The organism is Acinetobacter sp. YH12027, from assembly GCF_013420085.1.
Taxonomy (GTDB): domain Bacteria; phylum Pseudomonadota; class Gammaproteobacteria; order Pseudomonadales; family Moraxellaceae; genus Acinetobacter; species Acinetobacter amyesii.
In genome coordinates, this window is the sequence record NZ_VOYW01000012.1 from 30253 (window position 1) to 44146 (window position 13894).

At 42.9% G+C, this 13894-nt stretch carries 16 protein-coding genes; 5 read left to right on the top strand and 11 right to left on the bottom strand.

Features of this window, described 5'->3' with window-relative positions; translation table 11 throughout:
• Positions 1 to 92 precede the first annotated feature (92 nt).
• Both FTT94_RS05610 and dnaJ read left to right on the top strand, forming a co-directional pair.
• On the top strand, positions 93 to 470 hold the full coding sequence (locus tag FTT94_RS05610) for a hypothetical protein (RefSeq protein WP_180003650.1): 378 nt from the start codon (positions 93 to 95) through the stop codon (positions 468 to 470).
• 106 nt (positions 471 to 576) lie between these two features.
• Positions 577 to 1695, top strand: a complete 1119-nt coding sequence (gene dnaJ, locus FTT94_RS05615; protein ID WP_111885156.1) for a molecular chaperone DnaJ — start codon at positions 577 to 579, stop codon at positions 1693 to 1695.
• A gap of 84 nt (positions 1696 to 1779) precedes the next feature.
• Here the strand turns inward: dnaJ and FTT94_RS05620 are convergent, their stop codons facing one another.
• The gene (locus FTT94_RS05620; RefSeq protein ID WP_180170372.1) at positions 1780 to 3423 is read right to left on the bottom strand and encodes a PglL family O-oligosaccharyltransferase; all 1644 of its coding nucleotides are present in this window, start codon (positions 3421 to 3423) and stop codon (positions 1780 to 1782) included.
• A 198-nt stretch (positions 3424 to 3621) separates the two neighbouring features.
• Here FTT94_RS05620 and dapB point away from each other — a divergent pair, with 198 nt between their 5' ends.
• Complete coding sequence (gene dapB, locus FTT94_RS05625) at positions 3622 to 4443, top strand: 4-hydroxy-tetrahydrodipicolinate reductase (RefSeq protein ID WP_078194102.1); 822 nt, start codon at positions 3622 to 3624, stop codon at positions 4441 to 4443.
• Positions 4444 to 4501: 58 nt separating this feature from the next.
• Positions 4502 to 5146 carry an START domain-containing protein gene (locus tag FTT94_RS05630; RefSeq protein WP_180066868.1) on the top strand — a complete coding sequence of 215 codons (645 nt, stop codon included), beginning with the start codon at positions 4502 to 4504 and terminating at the stop codon, positions 5144 to 5146.
• A 32-nt stretch (positions 5147 to 5178) separates the two neighbouring features.
• Here FTT94_RS05630 and FTT94_RS05635 read toward each other — a convergent pair whose 3' ends face one another.
• Positions 5179 to 5607, bottom strand: coding sequence for a hypothetical protein (locus tag FTT94_RS05635; protein ID WP_257224738.1), 429 nt, complete (start codon positions 5605 to 5607; stop codon positions 5179 to 5181).
• 107 nt (positions 5608 to 5714) lie between these two features.
• Between FTT94_RS05635 and FTT94_RS05640 the strand changes: the two genes are divergently transcribed.
• Complete coding sequence (locus tag FTT94_RS05640; RefSeq protein WP_180170373.1) at positions 5715 to 7151, top strand: PLP-dependent aminotransferase family protein; 1437 nt, start codon at positions 5715 to 5717, stop codon at positions 7149 to 7151.
• A 70-nt stretch (positions 7152 to 7221) separates the two neighbouring features.
• Here the strand turns inward: FTT94_RS05640 and FTT94_RS05645 are convergent, their stop codons facing one another.
• The 9 genes from FTT94_RS05645 to FTT94_RS05685 form a co-directional block, all read right to left on the bottom strand.
• Positions 7222 to 8244, bottom strand: coding sequence for an NAD(P)-dependent alcohol dehydrogenase (locus tag FTT94_RS05645; protein WP_180003640.1), 1023 nt, complete (start codon positions 8242 to 8244; stop codon positions 7222 to 7224).
• Positions 8245 to 8269: 25 nt separating this feature from the next.
• Positions 8270 to 8839: a DNA-3-methyladenine glycosylase I gene (locus tag FTT94_RS05650; protein ID WP_180170374.1), complete on the bottom strand. Its 570-nt coding sequence runs from the start codon at positions 8837 to 8839 to the stop codon at positions 8270 to 8272.
• Positions 8840 to 8858: 19 nt separating this feature from the next.
• The gene (locus tag FTT94_RS05655; RefSeq protein WP_078191630.1) at positions 8859 to 9104 is read right to left on the bottom strand and encodes a hypothetical protein; all 246 of its coding nucleotides are present in this window, start codon (positions 9102 to 9104) and stop codon (positions 8859 to 8861) included.
• 15 nt (positions 9105 to 9119) lie between these two features.
• Positions 9120 to 9626 (bottom strand): M23 family metallopeptidase, encoded by a 507-nt coding sequence (locus FTT94_RS05660; protein WP_180085982.1) that lies wholly within the window; start codon positions 9624 to 9626, stop codon positions 9120 to 9122.
• An 85-nt stretch (positions 9627 to 9711) separates the two neighbouring features.
• The gene (gene mutY / locus FTT94_RS05665) at positions 9712 to 10758 is read right to left on the bottom strand and encodes an A/G-specific adenine glycosylase (protein ID WP_180122099.1); all 1047 of its coding nucleotides are present in this window, start codon (positions 10756 to 10758) and stop codon (positions 9712 to 9714) included.
• 153 nt (positions 10759 to 10911) lie between these two features.
• On the bottom strand, positions 10912 to 11271 hold the full coding sequence (locus FTT94_RS05670; protein ID WP_078191628.1) for an HIT family protein: 360 nt from the start codon (positions 11269 to 11271) through the stop codon (positions 10912 to 10914).
• A gap of 51 nt (positions 11272 to 11322) precedes the next feature.
• Complete coding sequence (locus tag FTT94_RS05675) at positions 11323 to 12063, bottom strand: dienelactone hydrolase family protein (protein WP_180170375.1); 741 nt, start codon at positions 12061 to 12063, stop codon at positions 11323 to 11325.
• A 191-nt stretch (positions 12064 to 12254) separates the two neighbouring features.
• Positions 12255 to 12947 carry an FKBP-type peptidyl-prolyl cis-trans isomerase gene (locus tag FTT94_RS05680; protein WP_180170376.1) on the bottom strand — a complete coding sequence of 231 codons (693 nt, stop codon included), beginning with the start codon at positions 12945 to 12947 and terminating at the stop codon, positions 12255 to 12257.
• A 54-nt stretch (positions 12948 to 13001) separates the two neighbouring features.
• Positions 13002 to 13715, bottom strand: coding sequence for an FKBP-type peptidyl-prolyl cis-trans isomerase (locus FTT94_RS05685; RefSeq protein ID WP_078191625.1), 714 nt, complete (start codon positions 13713 to 13715; stop codon positions 13002 to 13004).
• Positions 13716 to 13894: the final 179 nt, after the last annotated feature.

Consider the following 13894-nt stretch of genomic DNA (forward strand, 5'->3'; position numbering starts at 1 on the left):
ATAGTAGCACCTGATCTACAAAGACATTTTTAAAAAGTAAAACTACCACAAGTGCAGCGCGGCATATTGTGGTGTACGGGGTTGAATCACAGATGACAGCAGAGAGTTTAGCTAAGTATCGCCGTTATATTGCGATTTCTTATGTCTTCATGTTTTTCGCTTTATTTACCCTGATTAGTGGTGTATTTGCCTACGGTTTTGCACGCAAAGTGACTCAAATCGATTCTACAGAAGTTTGGCTACAAGCCCAAGCGCTTTGGGTCATGCGCACCGTCGTGATTTATTCCATGATGGCCATTTTTGCCGCACTGTGGTTTATTCCTTTATTTTTCTATTATTGGGACACCTATCTTTGGGTGACTGCATGCACGGTAATTGGTGTGATCTTTTCTTCGATTGCCTTTTTGTATCTATTAAATGCATGGATCCAAGGTCTATCCAAATTCGTTAAAAATAAGGCTGTTTTCTAAGTCGATTTATTTTTTTCCTGCCTACCCCTTGAAAAAATGGTTTGATTCCCCAATTTCAGACCACAGTTAAGTATTAAATTAAATTCCGTGAGGAGCATCGCCAGACATGGCTAAACGTGATTATTATGAGGTTTTAGGTGTATCTAAAACCGCAAGTGATGATGAAATTAAAAAAGCCTACCGTAAGTTGGCGATGAAGTATCACCCTGACCGTAATCCAGATAACCCAGAAGCTGAAGAAAAATTCAAAGAAGCTGCAGAAGCATATGAAGTTTTATCGGACAGCGAAAAACGTAGTATGTATGACCGTATGGGACATCAAGCTTTTGAAGGCGGCATGGGCGGCGGCGGTGGCTTCGGTGGCGGTTTTAGCGCAGAAGATATCTTTAGTCAGTTTGGTGACATATTCGGTGGCGCATTTGGCGGTGGTGGCCGTGGTGGTCAGCAACGTGCACGCCGTGGTTCAGACTTACGCTATGTTATGGAGCTTACCCTTGAGGAAGCTGTGAAGGGCGTGAAAAAAACCATTACCTTTACTGCGCCAGCGCCATGTGATGCCTGTGATGGTAAAGGATCTAAAAATCCAAACGACGTTGAAACCTGTAAAACTTGTCATGGTGCAGGTCAAGTGCGTATGCAACAGGGCTTCTTCTCTGTGCAGCAAACCTGTAGCACCTGTCGTGGTCAAGGTAAAATTATTAAGAACCCATGTAATAAATGTCATGGTTCAGGGGTTTCTGACCGTCAGCAAACTTTAGAAGTGACCATTCCTGCAGGTGTGGATAATGGCGACCGCGTACGTTTAAGTGGCAAAGGCGAGGCGATCCGTGATGGCCAAGCAGGCGACTTATATGTAGAAGTGGTGGTACGTGAACACGAAATCTTCCAACGTGATGGCGCTGACCTGTATATGGATGTGCCTGTAAGCATTGCAGATGCTGCATTGGGTAAAGAAATTCAAATTCCGACTCTCGATGGCCGTGTGAGCTTGAAAGTGCCTGAAGGAACTCAAACTGGCAAATTGTTCCGCTTACGTGGTAAAGGTGTGAAACCTGTACGTACCAGCATGACTGGTGACTTACTCTGCCGTATCGTGGTGGAAACGCCAGTGAATTTAACGGCTCGTCAACGTGAATTGTTAAAAGAGTTACAAGACACGATGGATGGCGATGACAATAAATCATCTCCGAAGAAAAAATCATTCTTCGACCGTTTATTTGATTAATTGATATGATTTGCTTGAGTTCGCTGTGATTTGAACTTAGCTATAAAAAAGCCTGCAAAATTGCAGGCTTTTTTAATGAGCGTTTTAAGGTTTCGGCTGTGCTATAGGTAGTAATAAACTCTCATAGCTCATGTCGAGCCTATAGATATTTTTAAGACGCTGTAGCTGATGACGTGCTTCAGCCTCACGACCATTAAAGGCCAATAAACGTGCATATTTAATGATGTGGTATTTCGCTGGATAGCTGCGAACCAATTTTTCAGTATCCTGAATGGTTTGTTCAGAAACGATGGAGTACGGATTTAAACGAATAATCGCCACCCGATGTCTAAATTCCGTCAGCAAATAGATCGGCTCATGATTAGTGATTTTCTCCGGTGTTTTTTCATATTTTGATGCCTGGCCCAGCTGAATCGCTGCATTAGCATAATCACGATAAATCACCGTAATCAGCACTGCACCAATCACGAAAACAATGCGGATAAACCACGGAGACAGACTCAAAGTAGCCGTCTGTGGCTTCGCTGCTTGAAGAATCCCGATAATAAAACCCGCAGGCAGTAAGAAATATGCGTAGTTTTGCGGAAACTCCAACATGGCATGAATAACGAAGACACCGACCATCAATAGGCCAATGACAGATAATGCAGACTTAGCTAATTTCTGTAATTGGATGCCCCAATAGGCGAAATAGGCCAAGAACGGCACACCAATAATGGCGCCATTCCACAATAAGAAATCCAAAATAAAATTGTGTGAGCTACGAATCCAAACAGGCCCTTGCACCGTGTCAGAGATCGAGACAAAAGCGCTACTGGTTTGATGCCAACCATAGCCAAACCAAGGCTGTGCAGCTACGGCATGCGCCATTTGTTGCCAAATGGCTAAACGAGACATATCTCCACCAGCACGTTCAGCTACGTCACGACTTTCTTGAATATTCATGTCGGATATTTGGCTCATGATTTGACTTAATTTTGGCATCAATACAATCAGTGCCACAAAGCCGATAAACCAGGCCAAGCTGTAAAACCAGCGAAGACGGATATAATCTTTGTACTGTGCATAAGCCAAATAGACTAGGACACAGATACTTGCCACCCAAGAGGTGCGAGATTGGCTGAGCACGACCCCAATTAAAATAGGAATTGCACAAGCGACCAAATAGCGGGTTTTAACTTTTTGCTGTTCATAAACATATAAGCAGGCTAACAAGGACATGAGCAGAAACGTGGCCATGTTATTCGGCTGAGCAAAGTTTGCAAATGGGCGCGTAGTTCCACTAATTTTCATCACAAAAGGAAGAAACGAGTCAAAATCTAGCCACTGACATATTGCGATGAGTCCGGTCATGACCCCCGAAGCAACAAAGGTATAGCTCAGGTATAGGAAGGTTTTTTCGCGTTTTTCCGTACCTTGCGAGAGGCTGAAACCAAGATTGATACATAGCCAGAAGCTGAACACAAACAGCATACAGAGCAAGGCAATACTAAAATAATACACCTGCCCAAAAGCCAATTGGACGAAGGGAATCAGCGCTAAGAGCAACAGGGGCAAGGAAATTTTTGCCACCATGAGCTTTTCTTTAAAGAACGTTGCCGCTAAGGCAAATAGGGCAAAGAAGGTGTAAAGCTCACCGGTATACGTGGCCCAAGGTCGGTAATGAATCGGAATCAGCCATGCCAGTGCAATACAGACTGCCGCACAAAGATACAATAGGGTTTTCATGAATATTCAAGATCAATAGAACGCGCCTATCATACCGTGAAAATGCCTAAACTTGGTGAGGGAATAGTCAGCGTCTGTCGAAGAGCTTGATTTGCAAAAGTCCTTCGGAAAATGCAGGATTTTTTTGTTTGTAACTTAGCCTGCGCATGGAGTTTTGATATAGTAAGACCAATTTCGAATCAACATTAGGAAAATGTTATGTCAGCAGCTCCACGTATTGGTATCTTGGGCGCAGGCGGTCGTATGGGACGCATCTTAATTCAGGCGGTTCAGCAAGCTGGTTATCAATTAGCTGCTGCGGTAGAACGTCCTGAAAGTAGCTTGGTCGGTGCGGATGCCGGTGAACTTGCAGGGATTGGCGCGGTTGGCGTAAAGGTTGTCGGTAACCTAGCTGAGGTTTTAAAAGATTGTGATGTCGTAATCGATTTTACTGCACCTGCAGCAACAGCACAGCATCTTAAACTTTGCCGTGAAGCAGGCGTTGCGATTGTCATTGGTACCACAGGTATGAATGATGAGCAAAAAGCTTATCTCGATGAAACAGCAACAGAAACTCCAGTGGTCTATGCAGCGAACTATTCTGTCGGTGTAAACGTTTCAATTAAACTTCTAGAACTCGCATCAAAAGTGTTTGGCGATACTGTGGATATTGAAGTGATTGAAGCTCATCATCGTCATAAAGTTGATGCACCATCAGGTACAGCGCTCATGTGGGGCGAAGCCATTGCCGGTGCTTTAGGACGTGACTTAAAACAAGATGCTGTGTATTGCCGTGAAGGTCATACGGGTCCACGTGAACGTCAAACCATTGGCTTCCAAACGATTCGTGGTGGTGACATTGTCGGTGAACATACTGCGATGTTTATTGCGGATGGCGAACGTGTTGAAATTACCCATAAAGCGACTAACCGTATGAACTTTGCCTCTGGTGCAGTACGTGCAGCTGCATGGGTAGTTGGTCGTGAAGCACGTAAGTACGATATGAAAGATGTACTGGGTTTTAACGATATTGACGTATAAAAGCGCGTTAAAATCCGTTATAACAACAGCATAAAATTAAAATAAGACGATCAATGGAATGAAAAAAGTCATCTTTATGGCCTGTGCTGTCGCATTCACTGCGGCAGTACAAGCGAAAACTATGGATAATGCCAAACTCACGATTAATAAAAATAATATTAAAGTTTGGACCTACCAAAATGCTCAAAATCCTGTCTTTCAATACAAAGCTGAAACTAGTTTTGATGTGCCCATCGAAAAAGCGGTTTCCCTGATTTTAGATGTGGAAAATGCAGTGAATTGGGTCCCTTATATGGGCAGTGTCAAAGTCTTATCCCGTGATGACCAGAAAGGTGAATTCAGCTTATATATGGTGCTGGATTTCCCTTTTCCCTTGAAAGACCGTGATTTAGTGGTACAAGGCAAAATGCGTAAAGATGCACAAGGCATCATTAGCATCCAAAATAAAGCGGTGAAAAAAGGTTATCCGATCAATCCCAATTATGTACGCCTCACCGACTATGAGGGCGATTGGACCTTCCAGCGTTTAGGCAATCAAAAAGTCAAAGTGTCGACCTATGGCTACGCCAATCCGGAAGGCTCCATTCCGCTCAGTTTCGTGAATATGTTCGTGCAGCAACAGCCTTATCAAATGCTACAAAAAATGAAAGTGCAGTTGGGTAAAAGCAAAACTGTTGCGACCTTTCCCGAAATTTTAAAATAAGCACCAGTAATGATTCAGTTCAATATGAACGATCAATGACTTTGCATCTCAGGCAGGCGAAATGCAGTCAACTGCTGCATGTGCTGTGCCTCAGGGAGTTCGATGCTGAGTAAAGCCTGTTCTGGAAATGGATGCGGATGTAACTTGATTTGAAATTGCCGCGCGATCATTTGTTCACAGGCAAAGCGAAGTTTGGCTTGCTGCGGCATGATATTCATGCCGTTTTCAGATTTGGCTTTATAAATATATAGCTGCTGATGTAACCCGCCGCTAGTGATCGGTTGGATCTGCTCAAGTTCATATTGCGTCAGTTTTTGGGCACTCAAAAAGCCTTGAATTAAAGATTTACAGATAAAATTTTGCTGGCTTTGAGCTTGAGTGTGCTGATCGGGTTGGCACGCCATAAGCGTGAGTGTGCTGAAGATGATTAGACCTGCTCGAAACTGCGTGAAGTCATTCATTTAATTGTCCCCCTATCGTTATTTTTGAGATATCAACCTGATGCATTCAGCTTAAATCTGTTAACTTAATGGGTACAGATACAAAAATGATTAAAAAAAGGGTACAGATGGCTTTTCAATATCAGCAGCTTGCGCAGCAGTTGGCACAGAAAATTTATAGTGGTGAATTGGCCGCAGGGCAGCGTCTTTATGCGCTACGTCAATTTTCACAGCAGCATCAGATCAGTTTAAATACCGCGAAACGCTGCTATGAATTACTTGAAGCCAAAGGCCTCATTTATGTCAAAGAAAAGTCTGGTTATTTTGTACAATCCTCACAGAAAGCCCAGCAAATTGCCGTGCCGAATCATCCTGATTTTGATTCCCGACCTCGTGAAATTTCGAATTTAGAATTGCAAATTCAGATCCATGAAGCATCTGCAAATAGTCGCCTGATTCATTTGGGTTCAATTCAGTTGTCCCCCAATTTTGTTCCTGTTGAAGCAATCAGACGTTCAATCCAAAGGGCATTAAAGCATTGTAAACCAGAAGATTTTTTATATAACAATCGGCAAGGTCATCCACAATTGCGTGAAGCTTTGTCGGCACATTGGGCTGAAGATGGTTTTTACATGCCTAAGGATGATATTTACATCAGCAATGGTTGTATGCCTGCTTTGTCAGTGATGTTGCAAAATCTAAGTGCGGAAGGGGAGAGTGTCATTGTTCCGACGCCGAACTATAACGGGCAATTGCAATTATTGGCTTTATTGAAGCGGAAAATTGTTGAAATTCCTGCCAATACGGAAGGTTTTGATTTAGATCGTTTAGAGCAGGCGATGCGGGATTCAGGCGCGAAAGTATGCTTATTGACTGCAAATTTTCAAAATCCTTTGGGTTTTTGTTTAAGTAATGAAGATAAGGAACGAATTGCACAACTGGCTGAAAAATATCAATGTTATGTGATTGAAGATGATATTTATGCTGAGTGTAGTTTCAATGTAAAGCGACCATTGCCTATCAAATATTGGGATCGGGCGGGCTATGTGATCTATTGTGGGTCGATTTCAAAATCTTTATCGCCTTCTTATCGGGTGGGGTGGTTTTGTCTTCCACCACATTTGCAACATTTGCGTCCGAAATTACTTTTGCAAAATGATTCGGTGAATACGCCTTTGCAGTTAGGACTTGCCGATTTGATTTTTAGTCGTGCGTATCGCCAACATCTTGCTGAATTGCGTCCTAAATTAATGGTGCAAGTCGAGCAGTATCGTCAGTATATTTACGATGCTTTTCAAGGGGTTGATATCCGTCTAAATCGGCCTCAAGGCAGTTATGCTCTGTGGTTGCAGATGCCTGAACAAATAGACAGTTTGGCGCTGTATTACCATGCGCAAAAACATGGCATCAATATTGTGCCAGGTTTAATTTTTGGTGAGGACAATCGTTATAACAATTGTATTCGCCTAAATGCAGGGCATGAGCTGTCGACAGAAATTCAGCAGGCTATTTTATTGCTCGCAGATTGGGTGCGTAAGGAATGCATAAACTCAAATACCGTCTAATTTTGATGAGTGTATAAAGGACACAAAAAAGCCTGCATGCAGCAGGCTTTTTGGGCTTAGATTTTTGCCGTTAAAAATCAGCTTTCAACACGATACGATAACGCACGTTTCCTGAATGCAAACGTTCAATCGCTTCGTTCACCTGAGACATTGGATACATTTCAATTTGTGGAGCAATATTTTGACGTGCAGCGAATCGAAGTAATTCACGCAGTGCTGCAGGAGAGCCAGTTGATGAGCCTGTGACTGATTTAGCACCACTGATCAGCATACCTGCGGGGATTTGCATCGGCTCAAGTGCTAGGCCGAGCATGTGAACGCTTCCATTCGGTGCCAAAGTCGAAAGGTAGGCTTGCCAATCCAACGTCACATTGACCGTGCTTAAAATCAAATTAAACTTCCCACGCTGTGCTTTAATTGCAGCAAGATCACGACTATTCACCACATGGTCAGCTCCCATGGCTTTAAGTTCATCGGTTTTATCTAAGTTTGAACTGAACGCAGTAATTTCACAGCCCCAAGCTTTGAGCAGTTTAATCGCCATATGACCTAAACCACCAATGCCGATCACGGCAACATGGTGAATGGCCTGAATTTGGTGTTGTAATATGGGATCAAATACCGTAATCCCGCCGCAGAGTAGAGGACCAGCACTGGTTGGGTCGAGATCATCTGGAAGCGGAATAACCCATTGCCAGCCCGCACGGACTTTGTTGGCAAAGCCACCCGCATGACCGACGATTGTCGCCGTCTTGGTTCCAGTACATTGCACTTGGCGACCATCGATACACGAGTCACAGTGTTGACAACTTTCTGCTGTCCAGCCAATGCCTACACGTTGTCCGACTTTGAGTCCTTTTGCTTCGCTGCCGAGTTGGGTAATGGTTCCAATCACTTCATGCCCTGGGACCACAGGATATACCGAAGATTTCCAATCATTTTGGATAATAGAAATATCTGAGTGACAAAGACCGCAATACTCGACTTTGACTTCAACCTGATGGGCTTGTAATTCACCTGCATCAAATTGGTAGGGAACAAGGGCTTCACCACTGTTCATTGCTGCATAGGCTTGAATTGTATTGTCACTCATTATTTTATCCTTTCTGTTTTTGAGGTCATTCTGCGTGCGTGTATTTAAAGTCACAGTGATTTTCATGATCATTGACCATGCCGATAGCTTGCATCAGAGCATAGCAAGTCGTTGGGCCGACAAATTTAAAGCCATGCTTTTTTAATGCTTTGGACATGGCCTGACTTTGAGCGGTTTGTGCAGGGGCGCTGCGATATTCAACTACATCATTATTGGCAATGTGACCTTCGACAAAATTCCAAAGAAATTCCACCGGATGAATCCCTTGGGCTTTTAACTGTTGCCATGCTTTGGCATTATCACGAATGGCAGTGAGTTTGCCGATATGGCGAATCAAACCTGAATCTTGTAATTTTTCTTGTAATTGTAGGTCACTCAACGCTGCGATTTCGGCAATGGGATATTGAAAAAAATGCTGCTGATAGCAGGCCCGCTTTTTCAGCACAGTGATCCAAGACAGCCCCGCTTGTTGTCCTTCAAGACATAGCATTTCAAAGAGATGCTGCTCATCAAAACTAGGTTTAGCCCACTCAGTGTCGTGGTAGGCAATATATAAAGGATCTTCGGAGCACCAAGCACAGCGTTGTATCGTCATGTTGAATGCTCCTTTTGACTTAAATTTTAAAGACAGTCCATTGATCGTTTTTATTGTCCCAATACAACAGTTCCGCTTGATCGAGATCGGCAAATTGAATCCATACATCTTTACCCGATTTGTCTGCGTAGCCGGTGCTGATGAGTAATGCTTCTTCAGTGATCTCCATGATCCAGCCCTGATAAGACTGTCCATTGAGGCTGATTTTTTGTTGATTACCAGATTCTGCAAATTCCACCAGACGATTGATCAACGCTTCTGACATGTATGTTTCCTAAAATTAACGTAAATACGGATAGGGGTTAACGGCATTGCGACCTTTACCACCCAAGTAAATGCCATAATGCAAATGTGGTGCAGTATGTCGAGCATTGCCAGTATTCCCTACATAGCCAATGACATCACCTTTTTTGACATAGTCGCCGACATTTAAGCCACGTTTATGACCATCAAGATGCGCATAATAATGCCAAGAACCTGCGGGCCCCATAATCCATATCACTTTACCACCCAAATTGTTATTACGTAAGTCAGCAACTAAACCTTCTGTAGCACTGAGAACTTTTGTTCCACGTGGAACAATAATATCAATGCCTTCGTGGCTTCGTCCTTGGCTACGCGCTGCGCCCCAAGTATCCTTGAGCGCACTTCGTTTGACTTGATGAACAGGAACAGGCAATTGATTGGGTAAACGCATGTTTTGTAATTTTTTCACTTCATGTGCAGGCAATGTACTACCAGATGGTTTGGGGGGAGTTGACGTACAGGCGCTGAGTAAAAGCAACATAAAACCAATACCGCCGAAAAACCCTCTGCGAAGCAAAAACTCTTGAGTCACATTTGTCCCTATACAATTGATGAGCAGTTAAAAACTATGGCATAGAATGGCTTTCGAGTTCTAGCGTAGAAATGAGTTTTTTCATGGCAGTAGGAATACCGAGAGCAGTGGCTTGTATCGGGGTATACCACTGCGCGTTGCATTCAATCGCTAAATGCTCTTTTTGATCGGCAGCAACAGTAAATACAGTAGCCTCTAAAAGCCAAGTGAAGTGAGTAAAGCTATGTGATATCTGCACTTGAGTGGTGGTAGGTTTCAGTCCAAGCTGCTGAGTGTGGGATTGAAACTCATGGGGTTGATCAAAAATAGGTAAACACCACAGACCGCCCCATAGACCGCTATTCGGACGTTGTATCCACAGCCATTCTCCTGCAGATTGAATCAGCATGACTTGGGCCTCTCTCACTGGAACAGGCTTTTTAGGCTTTTTATAAGGTAATTCAGTCTCTAAACCTTGAGCATGTGCTTTGCAGTGCTGTTGCATAGGACAATATAAACAGAGCGGCTTTTTCGGCGTACAAATGGTTGCACCAAGATCCATAATTGCTTGGGTATAATCGTGGTTACGTACCGTGGGGCAAAGCTCACTCGCCAGTTGCCACATGGACCTTTCATGTACAGGTTTCGATAAATCATCTTCTATAGCAAAGAAACGAGACAATACTCGCTTGACGTTGCCGTCCATAATCACGCCATATTGTCTTAAACCCAAAGACATCAGCGCACCTGCGGTAGACGGGCCGATGCCGGGTAGTTCCATCCATTGCTCAAGATTGCTTGGAAAATGTCCCTGACGTGCAACAATACCCGCGGCTTTGTGTAAGTTCCGAGCCCGTGCATAGTAGCCTAAGCCAGCCCAATAGGGCGCCACATCATCCCAAGAGGCATGGCCTAAATCTTCAACAGTCGGAAACCGTTGAATAAATCGATCAAAATATTGTAAGACGGTTTTGACTTGAGTCTGTTGTAGCATAATTTCTGAAACCCATACTTTGTAAGGGTCATCCTTCACTTGCCACGGTAAGTCATGACGACCATGGACATCAAACCAGTCGAGAAGGGCATCAGAAAAGTTAAACATGCAATACAGTCAAAATTGAAAAAACCTGCATAGTATACATCTTTCAATAGGTATTCTTTTTGTTCAAAACGAAATCTGTATATCAGGGGAAATGCAAAAATAGTGGCCATCAAAAAAGGAGCCGAGGCTCCTTAGTGAGTGTAAATTTAAAGTTTAGCTTTTAAAGCCCCAGCGGGTATCGAGCGCCAATGTTTGGTTTTCATAACGTGGAATAATGTGAATATGCACATGTTCAGTGGCTTCGCCAAAAACTTGTCCATCATTAAACCCAATATGAAAGCCAGTAGGTTGATAGCGTAAATTTAATTCATTACGCGCTTGTTCAAGTAAGGACATTAAACTTTTACGTTCTTTATCAGTAATTTCAAAAAATGAACCAACATGACGTAGTGGGACAATGACAGCATGCCCTTTAGACAGTGTATGTGGTTCAGGAAGTACAACACCAAAATCATTTTTTGCAATCACGTCATATTCGTCAAAATTGCAATATGGACAATTGAGTTCTGTCATTGTGCTCTCCTCATTTTTATAAATTAAATATTGGTATTGGTTCTTAGCGCTTTAAGAACTAAGCTGGCGTGCTAACAAAGCATACATGGCCGCTAAGCTTTGTTGTTCTGCAGCAGCGTTATAAGCTAAATCTACGCCGTTTGCTTTGGCGCGTTCATCCGCCATCGGGTTGCTAAAGCCATGTTTTGCACCTTCAAAAATATTGATTTGATACTGCACTTGGGCAGCATCCATTTCATTTCTAAAGGTTGCAACATCATCTAAGCTCACCATCGAGTCGAGCTCACCATGTTGCACTAAAATCTCTGCTTGGACTTGTCCTGTTTGTGCAGGAGTCGCTGTAGCAAGTGTTGCATGGAAGGTCACCACAGCTTTTAATGCAGCACCTGAACGAGCTAAATCCAGCACGACTTTTCCGCCATAGCAAAAGCCTATAGCTGCGAGTTTATCTGCATTTACTTCTTTTTGCTGTGCCAAAGTGTTTAATGCAGCAGACGCACGGGTCACAATGGTGTCGGCATGATCAAAAGTTTGCATCATCCATTCATAAGCTTGCTTGGTATCTGTGGTGACTTTTTTGTCACCATACATATCCAAAGCGAAAGCAGCATAGCCTTGTTCAGCCAATTCGCGCGCACGTTGTTCGGTATATTCATTGCGTCCCCACCATTCAGGGGCAACTAACACACCTGCGACTGCAGTGTCTGACTCTGGTGCGGCAAAATAGCCAAAAAGTTGAGTTCCATCAGCTGCTGTATATTGAATTTCGCGAGTCTTAATTTTAACGGTCATGGTCAAATCCTTATGTGCGGCTACACAGTTGATGGAGATTTAAAATAAAGGGAAATTGGTTTTTGTGAAATAAATATAAGATATCAATGTGAATTTTAAGTCAAATCAATCAAAAAAATTGTAAAAGAAAATAATGGAAAGAAGAAATATTGAGGAGCACCGAGATTTGTCGATGCTCCTGAAGGGAGTAGTTATTTCGGGAGAACTTCAATGAGTTCTACATTAAAAATCAGCGTGCTGTTTGGCTCAATGACGTCTGCTGAACCAATTTGACCATAGCCTAAATTTGCAGGAATGAAGAAGCGATATTTTGCACCTTCTTTCATCAACTGTAGACCTTCCGTCCAACCCTGAATGACTTGGCTCACTTGGAACATCGCAGGTTGGTTGCGTGCAATTGAACTATCAAAAACAGTGCCATCAATTAAGCGACCTTCATAGTGAACTTTCACTGTTGAATTGGCTTTAGGTGACTTACCTTTGCCGGCTTGAATGACTTGATATTGCAGGCCAGATTTCGTGACCTGAATGCCCGGTTTTTTGGCATTTTCAGCAAGGAAAGCTGAACCAATGGTGGCATTCGCATCCGCTTTTTGCTTCAGTTCAATCAGTTGTTTCGCTTCGGTTTGCTTTTTATATTGAGTTAAGGCACGGGTCATTTCTTCATCTGTTAGTGACGAAGCTTGACCTTTAGATGCTGCCTTTAAACCTGCAACAAATGCATCAATATCCAAATCCTTAATGGATTCAGCATTACTGCGTCCCATTAAATAACCAAAACTATAACCCACTTGTTCTGCAGCACTACTTTTATTACTGACATCTTTGGCAAATACAGTGCTTGAGCAGAGTGCCAAACACAACATACTGATCTGTAATTTCATGACCGAGTCTCAAAATAAAGCAGGAGAGCGAAAAGCTCTCCTGTACCGGTTTTATTATTTAACTTCAATGAGTTCTACATCAAAAATTAAAGTACTGTTCGGTGGAATCGTTCCTGGAACACCTTGAGCACCATAACCGAGGTTTGAAGGAATATACAAAGTGGCTTTACCACCTTCCTTCATTAACTGTAGACCTTCAGTCCAACCCGGAATCACTTGGTTCAACGGAAATTCAATTGGCTCGCCGCGCTGTACTGAGCTATCAAATACAGTACCGTCAACAAGCTTACCCGTGTAATGCACTTTTACTACAGAAGTCGCTTGAGGTTGTTTACCTGTACCTTCTTTCGTTGTTAGGTACTGTAAACCAGAAGCAGTGGTTTTAACCCCCGCTTTGCTTTTGTTTTCCGTTAAGAAATTATCACTGCTACTTTGTGCTTGCTTATTGCTTTCAAGCTGCTTGTTTTGCATTTCTTGCTGGAACTCAGCATATGCTTTTTGTAATTCTTCTTCAGTATATGCAGGTTTTGCACGAGCATGGCCTGCACGAACGCCAGTGACAAAGCTATCAATATCTAATTCTGGAGGCGTTTGATGGGCAACTTCATAACCAAGTGCATAACTGATTTTAGCGACAGCAGAAGCATTTGCAGCTGGTTGAGTTGATGTTGCTGATTGCGTAGCAGGTGTTTTAGTTGCATAGTAAACAGGAACAAGTGCGGCACCGCCGAGTAATACAGCGACAGCGATAGGTAGGGCCTTACTCATATATTTTCCCACAATTATTTTATATGTAAAAAGTTGCTGAAATTCTAGCAGACTTTTCCTGTTCAGCGCTTACCTATCTCTATGATCAGGTAAGGTGCAGGAAAGATCATCATAGTCATGTTCTTATTTTTATACTATAACGGTATGAATATATAAAACATTTTTTATACAGAATGATG

Coding starts and splice junctions, on each gene's coding strand:
- FTT94_RS05635 (WP_257224738.1), bottom strand. CDS start 5,607: ATGAATGACTTCACGCAGTTTCGAGCAGGTCTAATCATCTTCAGCACA.
- FTT94_RS05680 (WP_180170376.1), bottom strand. CDS start 12,947: ATGAAATTACAGATCAGTATGTTGTGTTTGGCACTCTGCTCAAGCACT.
- dnaJ (WP_111885156.1), top strand. CDS start 577: ATGGCTAAACGTGATTATTATGAGGTTTTAGGTGTATCTAAAACCGCA.
- FTT94_RS05670 (WP_078191628.1), bottom strand. CDS start 11,271: ATGACAGAACTCAATTGTCCATATTGCAATTTTGACGAATATGACGTG.
- FTT94_RS05675 (WP_180170375.1), bottom strand. CDS start 12,063: ATGACCGTTAAAATTAAGACTCGCGAAATTCAATATACAGCAGCTGAT.
- dapB (WP_078194102.1), top strand. CDS start 3,622: ATGTCAGCAGCTCCACGTATTGGTATCTTGGGCGCAGGCGGTCGTATG.
- FTT94_RS05610 (WP_180003650.1), top strand. CDS start 93: ATGACAGCAGAGAGTTTAGCTAAGTATCGCCGTTATATTGCGATTTCT.
- FTT94_RS05640 (WP_180170373.1), top strand. CDS start 5,715: ATGGCTTTTCAATATCAGCAGCTTGCGCAGCAGTTGGCACAGAAAATT.
- FTT94_RS05630 (WP_180066868.1), top strand. CDS start 4,502: ATGAAAAAAGTCATCTTTATGGCCTGTGCTGTCGCATTCACTGCGGCA.
- mutY (WP_180122099.1), bottom strand. CDS start 10,758: ATGTTTAACTTTTCTGATGCCCTTCTCGACTGGTTTGATGTCCATGGT.
- FTT94_RS05650 (WP_180170374.1), bottom strand. CDS start 8,839: ATGACGATACAACGCTGTGCTTGGTGCTCCGAAGATCCTTTATATATT.
- FTT94_RS05620 (WP_180170372.1), bottom strand. CDS start 3,423: ATGAAAACCCTATTGTATCTTTGTGCGGCAGTCTGTATTGCACTGGCA.
- FTT94_RS05685 (WP_078191625.1), bottom strand. CDS start 13,715: ATGAGTAAGGCCCTACCTATCGCTGTCGCTGTATTACTCGGCGGTGCC.
- FTT94_RS05655 (WP_078191630.1), bottom strand. CDS start 9,104: ATGTCAGAAGCGTTGATCAATCGTCTGGTGGAATTTGCAGAATCTGGT.
- FTT94_RS05660 (WP_180085982.1), bottom strand. CDS start 9,626: ATGTTGCTTTTACTCAGCGCCTGTACGTCAACTCCCCCCAAACCATCT.
- FTT94_RS05645 (WP_180003640.1), bottom strand. CDS start 8,244: ATGAGTGACAATACAATTCAAGCCTATGCAGCAATGAACAGTGGTGAA.